Annotated in this window: 18 protein-coding genes; 4 read left to right on the forward strand and 14 right to left on the reverse strand. The window is 68.7% G+C overall.

Annotated features, from left to right (window positions below):
* Positions 1–55: 55 nt before the first annotated feature.
* From QE389_RS07665 to QE389_RS07675, 3 genes are read right to left on the reverse strand one after another with little or no spacing between them, the layout of a single operon-like run.
* Positions 56–1,723, reverse strand: coding sequence for a putative bifunctional diguanylate cyclase/phosphodiesterase (locus QE389_RS07665; protein WP_373458299.1), 1,668 nt, complete (start codon positions 1,721–1,723; stop codon positions 56–58).
* Between the two features lie 16 nt (positions 1,724–1,739).
* On the reverse strand, positions 1,740–2,345 hold the full coding sequence (locus QE389_RS07670; RefSeq protein ID WP_307366012.1) for a GNAT family N-acetyltransferase: 606 nt from the start codon (positions 2,343–2,345) through the stop codon (positions 1,740–1,742).
* 35 nt (positions 2,346–2,380) lie between these two features.
* A complete protein-coding gene (locus QE389_RS07675; RefSeq protein ID WP_307366014.1) occupies positions 2,381–2,974 on the reverse strand; it encodes a TetR/AcrR family transcriptional regulator in 594 nt (197 codons plus the stop codon).
* A gap of 60 nt (positions 2,975–3,034) precedes the next feature.
* On the opposite strand from QE389_RS07675, the gene QE389_RS07680 reads away from it, so the two are divergent.
* The 3 genes from QE389_RS07680 to QE389_RS07690 all read left to right on the forward strand — a co-directional run bounded on the left by QE389_RS07680 (position 3,035) and on the right by QE389_RS07690 (position 6,577).
* On the forward strand, positions 3,035–3,871 hold the full coding sequence (locus tag QE389_RS07680; RefSeq protein ID WP_307366016.1) for a metal-dependent hydrolase: 837 nt from the start codon (positions 3,035–3,037) through the stop codon (positions 3,869–3,871).
* Between the two features lie 106 nt (positions 3,872–3,977).
* The gene (locus QE389_RS07685; protein WP_307366018.1) at positions 3,978–5,402 is read left to right on the forward strand and encodes a DUF1800 family protein; all 1,425 of its coding nucleotides are present in this window, start codon (positions 3,978–3,980) and stop codon (positions 5,400–5,402) included.
* The gene (locus QE389_RS07690) at positions 5,399–6,577 is read left to right on the forward strand and encodes a DUF1501 domain-containing protein (RefSeq protein ID WP_307366020.1); all 1,179 of its coding nucleotides are present in this window, start codon (positions 5,399–5,401) and stop codon (positions 6,575–6,577) included. Before QE389_RS07685 ends, QE389_RS07690 begins: the two co-directional genes overlap by 4 nt.
* A gap of 21 nt (positions 6,578–6,598) precedes the next feature.
* Here the strand turns inward: QE389_RS07690 and QE389_RS07695 are convergent, their stop codons facing one another.
* A complete protein-coding gene (locus QE389_RS07695; RefSeq protein ID WP_292086649.1) occupies positions 6,599–6,790 on the reverse strand; it encodes a hypothetical protein in 192 nt (63 codons plus the stop codon).
* Between the two features lie 235 nt (positions 6,791–7,025).
* On the opposite strand from QE389_RS07695, the gene QE389_RS07700 reads away from it, so the two are divergent.
* Positions 7,026–7,235, forward strand: a complete 210-nt coding sequence (locus QE389_RS07700; RefSeq protein WP_292180508.1) for a cold-shock protein — start codon at positions 7,026–7,028, stop codon at positions 7,233–7,235.
* 98 nt (positions 7,236–7,333) lie between these two features.
* Here QE389_RS07700 and QE389_RS07705 read toward each other — a convergent pair whose 3' ends face one another.
* From QE389_RS07705 to ctaD, 10 genes are all read right to left on the reverse strand, one after another.
* Positions 7,334–7,888: an NADPH-dependent FMN reductase gene (locus QE389_RS07705; RefSeq protein ID WP_307366022.1), complete on the reverse strand. Its 555-nt coding sequence runs from the start codon at positions 7,886–7,888 to the stop codon at positions 7,334–7,336.
* A 65-nt stretch (positions 7,889–7,953) separates the two neighbouring features.
* Complete coding sequence (locus tag QE389_RS07710; RefSeq protein WP_307366024.1) at positions 7,954–9,165, reverse strand: pitrilysin family protein; 1,212 nt, start codon at positions 9,163–9,165, stop codon at positions 7,954–7,956.
* Between the two features lie 58 nt (positions 9,166–9,223).
* Complete coding sequence (locus tag QE389_RS07715) at positions 9,224–9,976, reverse strand: SURF1 family protein (RefSeq protein WP_307366026.1); 753 nt, start codon at positions 9,974–9,976, stop codon at positions 9,224–9,226.
* The gene (locus tag QE389_RS07720; protein ID WP_307366028.1) at positions 9,973–10,293 is read right to left on the reverse strand and encodes a DUF983 domain-containing protein; all 321 of its coding nucleotides are present in this window, start codon (positions 10,291–10,293) and stop codon (positions 9,973–9,975) included. Before QE389_RS07720 ends, QE389_RS07715 begins: the two co-directional genes overlap by 4 nt.
* Positions 10,294–10,373: 80 nt before the next feature.
* Positions 10,374–11,282: a cytochrome c oxidase subunit 3 gene (locus QE389_RS07725; RefSeq protein WP_307366029.1), complete on the reverse strand. Its 909-nt coding sequence runs from the start codon at positions 11,280–11,282 to the stop codon at positions 10,374–10,376.
* A gap of 17 nt (positions 11,283–11,299) precedes the next feature.
* Entirely contained in the window at positions 11,300–11,788 is a 489-nt protein-coding gene (locus QE389_RS07730; protein WP_307366031.1) for an NUDIX domain-containing protein, read from the reverse strand.
* Positions 11,788–12,324: a cytochrome c oxidase assembly protein gene (locus QE389_RS07735; protein WP_307366033.1), complete on the reverse strand. Its 537-nt coding sequence runs from the start codon at positions 12,322–12,324 to the stop codon at positions 11,788–11,790. The genes QE389_RS07730 and QE389_RS07735 overlap by 1 nt, the downstream gene beginning before the upstream one ends.
* Positions 12,321–12,491, reverse strand: coding sequence for a hypothetical protein (locus QE389_RS07740; RefSeq protein ID WP_307366035.1), 171 nt, complete (start codon positions 12,489–12,491; stop codon positions 12,321–12,323). The genes QE389_RS07735 and QE389_RS07740 overlap by 4 nt, the downstream gene beginning before the upstream one ends.
* A gap of 4 nt (positions 12,492–12,495) precedes the next feature.
* The gene (gene cyoE, locus QE389_RS07745) at positions 12,496–13,485 is read right to left on the reverse strand and encodes a heme o synthase (RefSeq protein WP_307366036.1); all 990 of its coding nucleotides are present in this window, start codon (positions 13,483–13,485) and stop codon (positions 12,496–12,498) included.
* An 84-nt stretch (positions 13,486–13,569) separates the two neighbouring features.
* Positions 13,570–15,252, reverse strand: coding sequence for a cytochrome c oxidase subunit I (gene ctaD, locus QE389_RS07750; RefSeq protein WP_307366039.1), 1,683 nt, complete (start codon positions 15,250–15,252; stop codon positions 13,570–13,572).
* Between the last annotated feature and the right edge of the window lie 2 nt (positions 15,253–15,254).

Consider the following 15,254-nt stretch of genomic DNA (forward strand, 5'->3'; position numbering starts at 1 on the left):
CTTGGGCCACAGGCGGACCCCGAGGCGGTGCTGCGCTGAAGCCAACAGGCGTCGATCAGGCCGACCGCTGCCTGATCGGCGCCGAACCGTCGGCCAGGCTTTCGGCCAGATAGACCTCGGCCTCCTGGGCCGGCAGGGCGGGGGCGTAGCCGAAGCCCTGGCCGTAGTGGCACTGGTCCTCCAGCAGCAGGCGGGCTAGTTCGGCGTTCTCCACCCCTTCGGCGACGACCTCCAGCGACAGGTCGCGGCCCAGGTTGACCACCGACTTGACGATCTTGGCCGACCCCTCGTCCTTGTTCATCGTCAGAACGAAATAGCGGTCGATCTTCAGCGTATCGAACGGCAGGCGCGCCAGATAGGACAGGGACGAAAAGCCCGTGCCGAAGTCGTCCAGCGCCAGCGACGCTCCCACATCCTTCAGCGACTGAAGAATCTCGGCGGCGCGGGCGGTGTCGCGCATGATGTCGCCTTCGGTGACTTCCAACTTCAGGGCGCCCCTGGGCAGGCCGCTTTCCTTGATGACGCGGGCCACGTCCTCGCACAGGTGGGGACGTTCGATCTCACCCACCGACAGGTTGACGCTGCAGAACAGGCGACCCGCCATGGGGTGACGATCCAGCCATTCGGCCAGCTGGCGCGCCGACTGGGTCATCATCAGAAGGCCCAGGTCGTTCATCATGCCCAGATCGGCGGTCAGGCCCAGGAACTCGTCCGGCGGGACCAGGCCGCGACGCGGATGACGCCAGCGGGCCAGGGCCTCAAACCCCGCCACGGCCCCGGTGTTCAGGTTCACGATGGGCTGGAAGAAGGGCAGGATCTCGCCCCGCACGAAGGCGTTGCGCAGGTCCGCCTCCAGCGCCAGGCGGCTGAGACTGTCGCTTTCCAGGGCGCGGCCATAGGCGGCCGATCCGCCCCGGCCGGCGGTCTTGGCCGATTCCACCGCCAGTTCGACCCGGCGCAGCAGTTCGGCCGCGTCGGGGGCGTCGGGGCCGCCTTCGACCACCAGGGCGCCGATGGAAACGGTCGGATAGATGTCGAAGCCGGCGACGCGCAGCGGCTGTTCCAGCGCCTCGCGCACGCGATAGCTGGTGTGGCCGGCGGTGCGGGGCACGATGATGGCGAACTCGTCCTCGCCTATGCGGGCGGCCGAGGCGTCCTGGGGAAAGGCGGCGGCCAGGCGCGAGGCCAGGGCTGACAGCACCAGGTCCGTCCTTTCGTGGCCCAGGGCCTCGTTCAGGCGCCTCAGACGGTCCACATCGCCGACGACCAGTTCGTATTCGCCGGGCTGGGTCAGCACCTCCCCCACCCGAGCCAGGAAGGCGCGGCGGTCCAGAAGACCGGTCAGGACGTCGCGATCTAGGCCCGCCAGCCGCGTCTCCAGGGCCACCACGCCGGCGGCGCGCAGCCCGTCCTCCAGCCAGACGCCGCGCCAAACGCAGGTTTCGGACCCGCGCATGCGCAGGCGCACGACCACCTCGGTCCCTTCCGCCTTCGGCTTCAGCATCTGTTCGGCCAGGGCCCGGTCCTGCGGCAGGGCCAGGGCGACGAAGCCCGCGCCCGAACATTCCGGCGCCAGCGGCCCCAGGCCCAGGGCGCGCGTCGCGCCCGTGAACCGGATCTGATCCTCCGACGGCGTCCAGATCCACAGGGCGGTATCGGCGGCCGCCAACGCCTCGATGGCGGTCGTCGCATCCCAGGCCAGGGATCGGGCTCGGGTTTTCAAGGCGTTGCTCATTTCCTCACGGCAAAGGGGCTCGCCCGCTGCGATCGAACTCGTCCTCGACGAGGCCGAACAACAGATGGTCTGCCCACTCGCCGTTAATTTTCAAATAAGCCCGGGCTCTGCCCTCCTGCCGAAAACCCGATTTCTCGAGCACGCGGCGCGAACCGACATTGGTGGGCAGGCAGGCGGCCTCCAGCCGGTGCAGCTTGACCCGGTCGAAGGCGAAGCCGACCACGCCGCGCACCGCCGCCGTGGTGTGGCCCTGTCCGGCGAAAGGACGACCGATCCAGTAGCCCAATGTGCCCGTCTCGGCCACGCCGCGCCGCACGTTCGACAGGGTCACGGCCCCGGCAAGGGTCCGCCCCTCGTCGATGAAGACGAAGAAGGGCCAGGCGTTGCCCAGCTCCATTTCGCGCGCATAGATCGACAGGCGGCGGCGGAAGGCGGCCTTGGACAGGTCGTCGTCGGGCCAGGCCGGCTCCCACGGCTGAAGATAGTCGCGCGACAGGTCGCGCAGGGCCGCCCAGGCCGCATGGTCGGACGCGCGCGGCGGGCGCAGCAGCACCCCCTCGCCCCGGACCACCGGCCCGGTCACATCGCTCATCCAGTCCAATAGGGCCATGACCCCTCATACACCAGGATCAGTGTGGCCTGCACTCACGGTTCCGCCAAGAGCGTCGCGGTCAGCTTCAGCGCCAGATCCTGACCCAGGCCCTGGGGCGCCCCCAGCATGGGCGTCAATATGTCTCCGATCAGACCCTCGGCGAAGGCCATGTAGGCGGCCGTCATGACCAGAGACCGCGCGCGTTCCGCCGCGCGGGAATCGTCCGGCGCCATGGCCGCCAGGCGCTCGGCCAGATCGCGCACCACCTGGGCGAAGCTTTCGGCCCGTCCCTGTTCGCGCGCCAGGGCCAGCCAGGCGGCCATCTGCGAGGCGCCGCCCTTGCCGAAGGCGTCGAACACGACGGTCATCAGCCGACCCGGCTCGACATCCGCGCGCCCTTCGCCCAGGCCGTCTTCGATACGCCGGGCCAGGTCGCGCACCATCGCGTCCATCAGCGCGCCCTGAAGCCCCGCCGCCGAGCCGAAGTGGTGGATCAGATTGGCGTGACCAACGCCCATCCGCTGTCCCACCGCCTTCAGCGTCACAGCCGCCGGGCCGCCCGACAGCAAGAGGTCGCGCGCCGCCTCCAGCGCCTCTTCGCGCGCGACCGAGCCGCGCCGCCGCCTCACCGGACCATTAGTTGACATTGATGTCAGTTAACTCCATGTTCCGCTCGAAATCGACGACAAACGCCGAGGAGCCGCAAAATGGCGAAATCCGCCACCCCCGCCGACCTCCAGATCAAGCCGCGCGACCTGCATATCGACCGCGAAGCCGCGACGCCACGCTGGTGGCTGAACGGCGACCCGTTCGGCACGGCCGTGATGAACGCCCTCAGCCTGACCTTCCCCGACGGCGAGCGGTTCTTCATCCAGTCGGTCAAGCGGTTCGCCAAGGACGCGCCGCCGGCCCTGGCCGCCGACATCCGCGCCTTCACCGTTCAGGAAGGCGCCCACACCCGCGAACACATGGCCTTCAACGCCATCACCGCCCGAGCCGGCTACGAGACCGCCGAGATCGAGGCCCATGTGACGGCCCGCCTGAACATCGCCCGCGCCCGCCCGGCCCTGGCCCAGCTGGCGGCGACCATGGCGCTGGAGCATTTCACCGCCGCCTTCGCCCACAGGCTGCTGGCGGACCCCGACTTTCTGAAGGGATCGCCGCCCGATCTGGCCCGCCTGTGGCGCTGGCACGCCATCGAGGAGATCGAGCACAAGGGCGTGGCCTATGACGTCTTCCTGTACGCGACCCGCGATCTCAGCCCGCTGAAACGCTGGCGCATACGGCGCTGGGCCATGGTCCTGACGACCCTTCTTTTCACACGGACGGTGCGCGAGACGACGCTGATGCTGCTGAAACAGGACGGAATCGTGGGCTGGAAGGCGCGGTTTGGCCTGTTCCGCTGGCTGTGGCTGAAGCCGGGTTTGTATCGGCGGATGATCGGGGACTATCTGGCCTTCTACAAGCCCGACTTCCATCCGTGGCAGGTGGACGACCGCGACCTGATCGCCGACGCCGAGGCGGGGCTGGCCCAGGCCGCCTGACAAGCCGCCCGATCGGACGGCCGGATTTTTCGCATCGTCGGTGAAGACGGCGACGGAGATTTTAGCCCGTTACGTTATACTCCTCGGGGGCGACGAGGAGACTGCAATGGCTGCATCCGCGCATGACGCCGCCTTGGCCCTGACCCGGCTTGGCCTGGGCGCGCGGCCCGGCGAGATCGCCCGCGTCGCGCCCGATCCGCGCGGCTGGCTGACTGCCCAGGTCCGGCCTCAGGGCGCGCCCCAACCGCCTGGCGACTTTCCCGACTCGGCCCGGCGTCTGGACCAGCTTCAGGACTATCGCGCCGCCGCGTCCCGGCCGGCCACGCCGCCAGGTCCGGCGGCTTGGGCCATGCCCGGCGTCATGCCCGGCGCCGTGGACCCCGCCGCCGAGGCCCAGCGCGAGGCGCGCCAGGCGGCGCGGCGCGCCATCGCCGACGACACGGACCAGGCCTTCCTGGCGCGCGCCCGCTTCGCCGCCACGACCGACGACGGCTTTGCGGAAAGATGGGCCCTGTTCTGGTCGAACCTGTTCACCGTCTCCCTGGTCAAGTTCGACGCCGGCGCCTTGGCCGACCCGTTCGAGCGCGAGGCGATCCGCCCCCACGTCTTCGGCCAGTTCGAGGATCTGGCCCTGGCCGCGGAACAGCACCCCGCCATGCTGTTCTATCTGGATCAGGCGCGCTCCGTCGGGCCGGACAGTCCCGCCGGGCGCCGCCGCTCGGCCGGACTGAACGAGAACCTGGCACGCGAAATGATGGAGTTGCACACCGTCGGCGTCGACGGCGGCTACACGCAGGGCGATGTGACCGAACTGGCCCGCGCCCTGACCGGCTGGTCCACGCCGAACGCCCGCGACCGCGACAATGGCGTCACGGGCGCTTTCCTGTTCCGCGCCAATGTGCATGAGCCGGGCGCCCGCACCGTCATGGGCAAGACCTATCGCCAGGCGGGCCTGGCCCAGGGGCAGGCGATCCTGCGCGACCTGGCCCGCAACCCGGCCACGGCGCGGCGTCTGTCGCACCGGATCGCGGCCCATTTCGTCGCCGACGACCCGCCCCCGGCCCTGGCGGCGCGGCTGGAGCGGATCTGGACGCGCACGGGCGGCGACCTGTCCCAGGTGGCCCAGGCCCTGATCGCCGCGCCCGAGATCTGGACGCCCCAGCCTGCCAAGGTGAAGACGCCATATGAGTTCGTGGTGTCCGCCCATCGCGCCCTGGGCGTCTGGCCCCAGCGGCTTCCCCCCTTGCGCCAGGCCCTGATCGCCATGGGCCAGCCGCCGTTCTCGCCGCCCTCGCCACAGGGATGGCCCGATGCCGCCGGCGACTGGGCCGGGCCGGACGCCCTGGTCAAGCGGCTGGACTGGTCGCGCGCCATGGCCGAGAGCGCGCGGGGCGCCGATCCCGTCCAGACCGCAGACCAGGCCCTGGGCGACCGCATGAGCGCGCGCACCCGACAGAGCGTCGCCCGCGCCGAAAGCCGCCCCGAAGCCCTCGCCCTTCTGTTCATGTCGCCGGAGTTCCAGCGCCGATGACCCGCTTCGCCCTTGATCGCCGCGCCCTGTTGGGCGGGGCCGCCGCCGGGATCAGCCTGGCCTTCGCCGGGCGTGTCTCGGCCCTGTCGCCAGCCGCCCGCCCCAAGCTGGTCGTGCTGATCGCGCGCGGGGCCATGGACGGCCTGTCCGTCACGCCGCCCTATGGCGACGCCGCCTATGTTCCGCTGCGCGGCGGACTGGCCGTGCCTCCGCCGGGCCAGCCGGACGGCGCCCTGCCCCTGGGCGAGGGTTTCGGCCTGCATCCGGCCCTGACGGGACTGCACGGCCTGTACGGTCGGGGACAGCTGCGCTTCGCGCCCGCCGTGGCCCTGCCCGTGCGCATCCGTTCGCATTTCGAGGCGCAGGACGTGCTGGAGAACGGCGCCGCCACCCTGCGCCGGCGGGAGGACGGCTGGTTGAACCGCGCCATCGCCGCCGCCGGGGGGCGGCCCCTGAAGGGGCTGTCGATCGGCGCCCAGACGCCGCTGATCCTGCGCGGAGACGCGGCCGTCTCAAGCTGGTCGCCGGGCAGTCAGGTGCGGCCCGACGACCGCCTGGCCCTGCGGCTGCAGGACCTCTATGCCGACGATCCGCTGCTGGGGCCGAACCTGATGCGAGGCCTGGCGACCGAGACCCAGGCCGAGGCTTCGGGCGACGGGTCTGTGCGCCGCAACGATGCGCGCGCCCTGGGGGAGGCGGTGGCCCGGCTGATGACGGGCGCGGAGGGGGCCGACGTCGTCGCCGTCTCCCTGGACGGCTGGGACACCCACGCGGGCCAGAAGGCCCAGCTCCAGACGCGGCTGACCGGGCTGGACCAGCTGACCACCGGCCTGATGACGGCGCTGGGCGACGACTGGCGCCGCACCCTGGTGGTGGCGGCCACGGAGTTCGGCCGCACCGCCCGCGCCAACGGGACGCAAGGGACCGATCACGGCACGGCCTCGTCCCTGCTGCTGGCCGGCGGCGCCCTGAAGCGCGGCGGGCCGGTCGGCGACTGGCCCACCCTGGCCCAGGGTCAGCTGTTCGAGGATCGAGACCTGCGCCCGACCCTGGACATCCGATCCGTGTTCAAGGGCGTCCTGCGCGACCACATGGGCATCGACCGGGCGGCGCTGGATACGCGCGTCTTCCCCGACAGCGCGGCCGAGGCGCCGGTTCTGGCCGGGCTGGCTTAAGCAGGCTGGCGTAAGGCGGGATCAGGCGGCCTGGGCCGCCGTCGCCTTGCAGATGCGGTTCAGATCGGCGCGGATCGACGCCCCCTGGAAATGGGAGATGTCGGCGTTCGAGTAGCCCTCGGCCGACAGGGCCTTCACGACATCGCCGGTGTTCAGACATTCGGGCGTCCGGGCAAGCTGGTAGGCACGCTCGACCACATGGGTGCGGTTCATGACGGTAGACCTTTCGTGAGCAGAGACAACGCCTTGGAAGCGCGGCCGTTCCGTCGCCCAACCGCCCTAATTCGCCCCGCCTTGCTTTTATCCGAAAAGCCTGCGCTAATGAGCCTCGTCGATCTCTCTGCGTAACGCCCACTCTCCTTGCGAACGCATGAGTCCAGGCCGATCCCATTCAGACCCGACAGGCCGCAGGGACGTTCCCTCGGTCAACTTCTAACGGAGGTCTAAAATGGCTACCGGCACTGTCAAATGGTTCAACCCCACCAAGGGTTACGGCTTCATTCAACCCGACGACGGCGGCAAGGACGTCTTCGTCCACATCTCGGCCGTCGAAGCCGCCGGCCTGCGCGGCCTGGACGAAAACCAGAAGGTTTCCTACGAGCTGGAACGCGACAAGCGTTCGGGCAAGGAATCGGCTGGCCAGCTCCAGACCGCCTAAGGTCGGACCCATCCGAAACGACGACGGCGGCCCCGCAACGGGCCGCCGTTTTCAATTGGGCGAAGGGTCCGCCGCAGGGCCTCTGCAGCTCGGGCGTCTCACCCCTTCGTCTTCTCGATCCACGCCGCGAAGGCGTCCGTGAAGCTGTTGAGGAATTGGCGGGTGTCGTCCTTCTTCAGTTGGCCGTTCTCGTCCAGCAGGCTGGCGACGTTGCCGATATAGGCCTCGGGCTGCTGCATGGTGGGCATGTGCAGGAAGACCAGGGGCTGGCGCAGATGGTGGTTGGCGCCGAAGCCGCCCAGCGCGCCGGGCGACACGCTGACGATGGCCGCTGGCTTGCCCGACCAGACGCTTTGCCCGTAGGGGCGCGAGCCGACGTCCAGGGCGTTCTTCAGGGCGCCGGGGATGGAACGGTTGTACTCCGGCGTCACGAACAGCACCGCCTCGGTCGCCGAGATTTCGTCCCGGAAGCGGGTCCAGGCCGGGGGCGGCGTGTCCGTCTCCAGATCGGGATCGTACAGGGGCAGGTCGTCGATCTGGACCGGCTCGATCTCCAGGCCGGGCGCGGCGATGGCCTTCATCGCCAGGCCGATGGCGCGCGAATAGGAGCCCTTGCGCAGGCTGCCGACGATCAGGGCGACGCGGACGGGCATGACATCTCCGGGATTTGAAAGCGTCAACATAACCCGAAAGAGCCGCCGCGCGTTCCTGCAAAAACTCAGGCGAACAGGGCCGCGGCGAAGGTCTCCCCCGCCGTGGCCGCAGCCTTGGGGCCCAGGACGGCGCTGGCGGCCTGGCGCGACGCCAAAAGGCGGCCGCCGACGGCGCGCACGTCCTCGATCGTCAGGCCCTCAAGCTCCTCGGTTAGGGACAGGCTGGAACGCGGCGCGCCGAAGATCAGGGTCTGGGCGGCGTTGCGGCCCGCGCGACTCATAGGATTTTCGTCCGACATCCACAGGCCCGCCTTCATCACCGCCTTGGCGCGCGAGATTTCGGCGGGCGTCGGCCCCGCCTCGGCCAGGCCCCGCACCTCGTGGGCGCAGACCTCGGCCAGCTCCCCGGCGCGCTCGGCCGCCGCCCCGGCGTAGACTCCCAGGACGCCCGCGTCCTGATACGGCTCCTGATAGGCGTCGATGGCATAGGCCAGGCCACGGGCTTCGCGCGCGCTCTGGAACAGGCGGGACGCCATGCCCCCGCCCAGGATTTCGCCGTACAGACGAAGGGCCGGCAGGGCCGGATCGGTCGCGCCCAGGGCGGGCAGTTGGAAGACCAGATTGGCCTGTTCGATCCGGCGCGTCAGCCGGGCGTGCCCCCCCACGAAGACCGCGGGCGCCGGGGTTTCGACCGGGGTAGGCGTCGCCTGGCCGAACCAGCGTTCGGCCAAGGCCAGCAGTTCGCCCTCCTCCACCGCCCCGGACACCGACACCACCATCCGGTCGGGCGAATAGAGACGCGCGCGCCAATCCTCCATGGTCGCGCGATCGGCGGGCTTCAGGCTGGCGACCGAACCCAGGATCGGCCGGCCCAGCGGCTGGCCGGCGAAGGCGCGCGTCTGGACCATTTCGAACACATGGTCGTCGGGGGTGTCGAAGGCCTCGGCGATCTCCTGGGCCACCACGTCCTTCTCGCGCTCGATCTCGGCTGGATCGAGGGTGGGCCGGAACACCAGGTCCGACAGCACCTGCATCGCCAGCGGCAGGGAACCGTCCAGGCCGCGCACCTCGAAACTGGTGCGTTCATAGCCGGTGGAGGCGTTGATGGAGCCGCCCTCGGCCTCGATCCGCTCGACGATCTCGCGCGCGGCCATGTCGCCGGCGCCCTTGAACACCAAATGCTCCAGGAGGTGCGACCAGCCGGAACGGTTTTCGGCCTCCCAGCGGGCGCCGCCCTTCATGGTGACGACGACGGCCAGGGTCTTCAGCCCCGGCATGGGGTCGCAGACGACGCGGACGCCGTTGGACAGGGTGTGCAGTTGCGCGCTCAGGACTCTACTCTTTCCTATCGCCGCGTACGCGGTGCGCGGCTGCTTGAGGAATGTCTTTCTTCGTTCGCCGACGGAGCAGCGCCACATAGAAGCCGACCAGCGCGATCGCCAGTCCGAACCAGGTCAGGGCGTAGCCGAAATGATTATTGGAAAAGGCCGCCGGCGGCGCCGAGACGACCATGGCGTCGATCTCCGGATTGGTCGCGGTCAGGGCATAGACCACCTCGGGCCGCAGCGGGCCTGAGACGTTCAGGGCGCGGGCCATGGCGGCCGTGTCGCGGGCGAAGAAGCGGCCGTCGCGCGGCGGGGGCGACAGGGCGCCGGGCCTGGGCGCCGTGCGAAACTCACCGATCAGGACCACAGGCAGGGTGGACGGCGCGACGGCCGGCCGGGCCGTGACGGCGTCGGGAAGAAAGCCCCGGTCGATCAGGAGGGTGAAGACCTGGCCTTCGGGGCGGCAGGCCGAGATCAGGCGCACGCCCGGCGCCCCGTCATGGATGGTCTGAAGCTCCACGAAGGGCGCGGTGGCCAGGCCCCGGCAGGTCATGAGGGCCTTGCGGAACTCAAGCCCCGCACCCTTTTCCGCCCCGGCCAGAAGGGTCTCCAGCGGCGCGGGCGGCTGGGCGCCCGCCGCATCCGCCGCCGCGATCAGCCCTTCCTTCCACTTCAACCGCTCGACCTGCCAGACGCCCAGGCCGATCAAGAGAACCAGGGCGGCGGCTGTCAGGACCGTCAGTATCCAGGGAAAACGCTTCATCGCTGGTTCCGGTATTGCAGGGCGATCATCAGCCCCCGGCCCGGCCGCATCAGGGCCAGGGACAGGACGACGACCAGCGGTAGCCAGACGACCAGATGCACCCACATCGGCGGATGGAATTTGATCTCGACGAACAGGGCCGAAAAGCCGACCAGAAAGCCCGCGATCTGCATGATGAAGGTCGCCGGCCCGTCGCCGGTCTGGATGGTCGAATAGTCCAGGCCGCAGGCGGCGCAGGCGGGACGGACCTTCAGGAAGCCGTCGAACAGCGCGCCCTTCCCGCAGCGCGGACACCGCCCCCGCAGACCCGCCCGCACCGGGTCTGTGCAAACGGCGACGGCGCGGGACGATGGCTCGCCCCGCCGCGCCGCCTCGGAAACCTCAGGCCCGTCTTGGATCAACCGAAGACGACATAGACGAAGGCGAACAGGAACAGCCAGACCACGTCCACGAAGTGCCAGTACCAGGCCGCCGCCTCGAAGCCGAAATGCTTCTGCGGGGTGAAGTCTCCGGCCAGCAGGCGGATCAGGCAGACCGCCAGGAAGATCGTCCCGATCAGGACGTGGAAGCCGTGGAAGCCCGTCGCCATGAAGAAGATCGACCCGTACAGGCCCGAGTTCACGGCCTCTTCGTTGAAGAACAGCTTCTCGTGCAGGATGTGGTGGTACTCATACGCCTGGACGCAGGTGAACAGGACGCCCAGGGCCACGGTGATGGCCAGGGCGATCTTGGCGCCCTTGCGGTCGCCGATCTGGATGGCGTGGTGCGCCCAGGTGACGGTGCAGCCCGAGAGCAGCAGGGTCACGGTGTTCAGCAGCGGCAGTTGCCACGGCGACAGGACCTCGACCCCCTTGGGCGGCCAGGTCGACCAGGCCTTGGCGGTGTCGGCCCAGGTTCCGACTTCCGGCGTCAGGGCGCGCGATTCATGGAACAGGGCCATGTCGAAGAACATCCAGAAGAAGGCGACGAAAAACATCACCTCGGATGCGATGAACAGGATCATGCCGTAGCGCAGGCCCAGGGACACGACCGGGGTGTGATCGCCCGCCTTGGATTCCTTGATCACGTCCGACCACCAGCCGAAGGCCGAGATCAGCACCCCCGCCAGGCCGGCGAAGAAGACGGCCGGCTTGCCCTGGGCCAAGAAGTTGGCGGCGATCGGACCGCCCTCGGCGGGGGCCAGGCCCTTCATCCAGATGACGGCGCCGATGAACATGACGGTCGCGCCGATGGAGGACAGCAACGGCCACGGGCTGGGCGGCACCAGATGGTAGTCGTGCTGCGGAGCAGCGTGCGCATCGGCCATGCGTTTCATCCCTGTCGTCAGGCGATAGAGTCGCCTTTGCTTTCGGCTATAGCGTTCCCTCTTTCACCGCGCCAGAGGGGCGCCGTCTTTCCGCCTTTTTCCAGCGCCGCGAGGGCCTGGGCGGTGAAGACCGACAGGGGCTGGGGCGGCGTTTCGGGGTCGAACCAGCCCATGTCGGAAAAGGCCTGCGGCTCGGTCAGCCGCGCCTCTCCGGAGAAGTCGCGCGTGACATAGATCATCGAGACCCAATGCTGGCGGTCGTCGGGCAGCAGGGCTTCGGCCAGGCACAGGAAGTCGACGTCGCCGATCGTCAGACCGCTCTCTTCCTCGGCCTCGCGCCGGGCGGCCTCCAGGCTGGGCTCCATATGATCGACCTTGCCGCCGACGATGCTCCAGAACCCGGCCTCGGGCGCCTTCAACCGTCTGTAGAGCAGCACCCGTCCGTCGGCCCGCCGGATGACCAGGCCGCAGCCGACGCCGGGAAAGTCCACGCCGGGCTTGCCCATCAGGCTTTCGGCGCGTCCACGGAGGGGAAGAAGGTGTAGCTGAGGGTGATGTCGCGCGCGCCCTTGGCCTCGCGGTCGGTCGCCAGTTCGGGGGCGATGAAATACTGGACCGGAAACTGGCGCGTCTCGCCCGCCGCCAGGGTCTGGTCGGTAAAGCAGAAGCATTGCAGCTTCTGGAAATACGGTCCCGTCTGTTCGGGCGAGACGTTGTAGCTGGCCCGCACCTGGATCGGCCTGTCCGAGGTGTTGGTCACGTCGAAATAGGCCAGGCCCGTTTCCCCGATCCGCACGCGCTGGGTCGGGCTTTCGGCGCGGAAGATCATGGGCACGCCGCGCACATTGGTGTCGAACCGCACCGTGACCGTCTCGTCCAGCACGGTGTCGGGCGCCTTGTCCGCCCGCATGGTCGTGCCGTCGAAGCCCGTGACCTGGCAGAACATCCGGTAAAGCGGCACGGCGGCGAAGGCGGCGCCCGTCATCCCCATCACCGTCAGCACGCAGATGACGGCGATCATGTTCTTGCGGCCAGGTTTCATAGCGGCCCGCCTTCGACCGCGTCGCGCAGGGCCCGCTCGTCGGCCTGGTTCTGCTGCAGACGGATGACGGTGGTGGCGAAGACCAGGACGATGAAGGCGACCAGGGCCAGGGCGATCCAGAGGTTGCGGCGCTTGCGGGCGCGCAGTTCTTCGGGCGTCAGACGCATGGCATTAGGCTCCCACACCGGACAGGGCCTCGACCAGCAGCGCCGAGAACAGCGCCATCAGATAGAGGATGGAAAAGGCGAACAGGTCGCGCGCCGGTTTGGCCTGGGCGCGGACATCGTACAATGCGGCCTCGCGTCCCACGGCTTCGGCCTTGTCGGGCTCGTCGCCCGCGCGCGAGCGATAGAGCCGCAGCGCCAGACCCAGAAAGCCGACCCCGCCCAGGATCGAGACGGCCAGATAGACCAGGCCGCCCAGACCTGTCAGGCCGGGCAGGATCGCCACCGGCACGAACACCAGGCTGTAGATCAGGATCTGCAGGCGAGTGGACTTGGCGCCGCGCGCCACCGGCATCATCGGAATGCCCGCCTTGGCGTAGTCGCCGGCTGAATACAGCGCCAGCGCCCAGCTGTGCGGCGGGGTCCACAGGAAGATGATCAGGAACAGCAGCCAGGCCTGCCATGGCGCCTGGCCCGTCGCCGCCGCCCAGCCGATCACCGGGGGAAAGGCGCCCGCCGCCCCGCCGATGACGATGTTCTGGGGCGTCCGGCGCTTCAGCAGCAGGGTGTAGAATCCGGCGTAATAGACGATGGTCAGGGCCAGGAGCCCTGCCGCCAGCCAGTTGGCGTTCATGCCCAGCAGCATGACCGAGAACAGGCTGAGGATCACCCCATAGGCCATCGCATCATTTTTCCGGATGCGGCCGGCCGCGACGGGACGCCCGCGCGTGCGCCGCATCAGGGCGTCGGTCTCGCCCTCCAGCGCCATGTTCAGGGCGCCGGCCGCGCCCGCGCCCACGGCGATGCACAGGATGGCGATGGCGGCGGCGAAGGGGTTCATCGATCCCGGCGCGACGACTAGGCCGGTCGCGGCGGTGAAGACCACCAGCGACATGACGCGCGGCTTCAACAGCTGGAAGAAGTCTTCCGGCTGGGCGGTGGAGACCGGGGGGCGGTCCTGGGTCGGGGCCTCGGTGGGGGTTTGAACTTCGGTCATCTGCGCGCGCGGCATAGCACACTGGAAAGCAGAAGGCCGCTCCTTCCTATGGAAAGAGCGGCCCACTGGCGGTCCGAAACGGGATCAGTGGCCGTCGTCGCCCTTGACCACCGGCAGTTCGTTGAACTGGTGGGTCGGGGGCGGCGAGGACAGGGTCCACTCCAGGGTCGTGGCGCCTTCGCCCCAGGGGTTGGCGACGCCCGGACGGCGACGGATGGCGGCCTCCAGCAGCATGATCAGGAAGACGACCACGCCGACGATGGTGATGACATAGCCGATCGACGAGACGTGGTTCCACAGGGCGAAGGCGTCCGGATAATCGATGTAGCGGCGCGGCATCCCCTGCAGGCCCAGGAAGTGCTGCGGGAAGAAGACCAGGTTCACGCCCACGAACATGATCCAGAAGTGCAACGCGCCCAGGAATTCGTTGTACTTCACGCCGAACATCTTCTCGAACCAGTAGTAGAAGCCCGCGAAGATGGCGAATACGGCGCCCAGCGACAGCACATAATGGAAGTGGGCCACGACGTAATAGGTGTCATGCAGGCTGTAATCGATGCCGGCGTTCGACAGGACCACGCCGGTCACGCCGCCGACGGTGAACAGGAAGATGAAGCCGATGGCCCACAGCATGGGCGTCTTGAAGCTGATGGAGCCGCCCCACATGGTGGCGATCCAGCTGAAGATCTTCACGCCCGTCGGCACCGCGATGATCATGGTGGCGGCGATGAAATAGGCGCGCAGATTGATGCTCATGCCGACCGTGTACATGTGGTGCGCCCACACGATGAAGCCGACGAAGCCGATGGCCACCATGGCGTAGGCCATGGCCAGATAACCGAACACCGGCTTGCGGCTGAAGGTCGAGACGATGTGGCTGATGATGCCGAAGCCCGGCAGGATCAGGATGTACACTTCCGGGTGGCCGAAGAACCAGAACAGGTGCTGGTACATGATCGGATCGCCGCCGCCGGCGGGATCGAAGAAGTGGGTGTGGAAGTTGCGGTCGGTCAGCAGCATGGTGATGGCGCCGGCCAGGACGGGCAGCGACAGCAGCAGCAGGAAGGCGGTGATCAGCACCGACCAGGCGAACAGCGGCATCCGGTGCAGGGTCATGCCCGGCGCGCGCATGTTCAGGATGGTGGTGATGAAGTTGATCGCGCCCAGGATGGAACTGGCGCCCGCGACGTGCAGGGCGAAGATGGCCAGGTCGAAGGCGGGGCCGACGTGGCCCGTGGTCGACAGCGGCGGATAGGCCGTCCAGCCCCCGCCGAAGCCCTTGCCCGGCCCGCCGTCGACGAACATCGACAGGATCAGCAGGCACCAGGCGGCGACCAGCAGCCAGAAGGAGATGTTGTTCATGCGCGGGAAGGCCATGTCCGGCGCCCCGATCATGATCGGCACGAACCAGTTGCCGAAACCGCCGATCATGGCGGGCATGACCATGAAGAAGATCATGATCAGGGCGTGGGCCGTGACCACGGCGTTATAGCCGTGCTTGGACTGCTCCACGAGGCCCAGCAGCTGGATCGACGAGCCTTCCTTGAAGATCTGGATGCCCGGCTCGGCCAGTTCCCAGCGGATCAGGCCCGACAGGGCGCCGCCGACGATGCCCGCCATGATGGCGAACATCAGGTACAGGGTGCCGATGTCCTTGTGGTTCGTGGACAGAAACCAGCGGGTGAAGAAGCCGACCTTGTGGTCGTGGTGATCGTCGTGGGCGTGCCCGTCGTGGGCGGCGTCACGGGTGAGGATAGCGTCAGCCATGG

The sequence above is a fragment of the Brevundimonas sp. SORGH_AS_0993 genome (assembly GCF_030818545.1).
In the GTDB taxonomy this organism is placed as follows: Bacteria; Pseudomonadota; Alphaproteobacteria; order Caulobacterales; family Caulobacteraceae; genus Brevundimonas.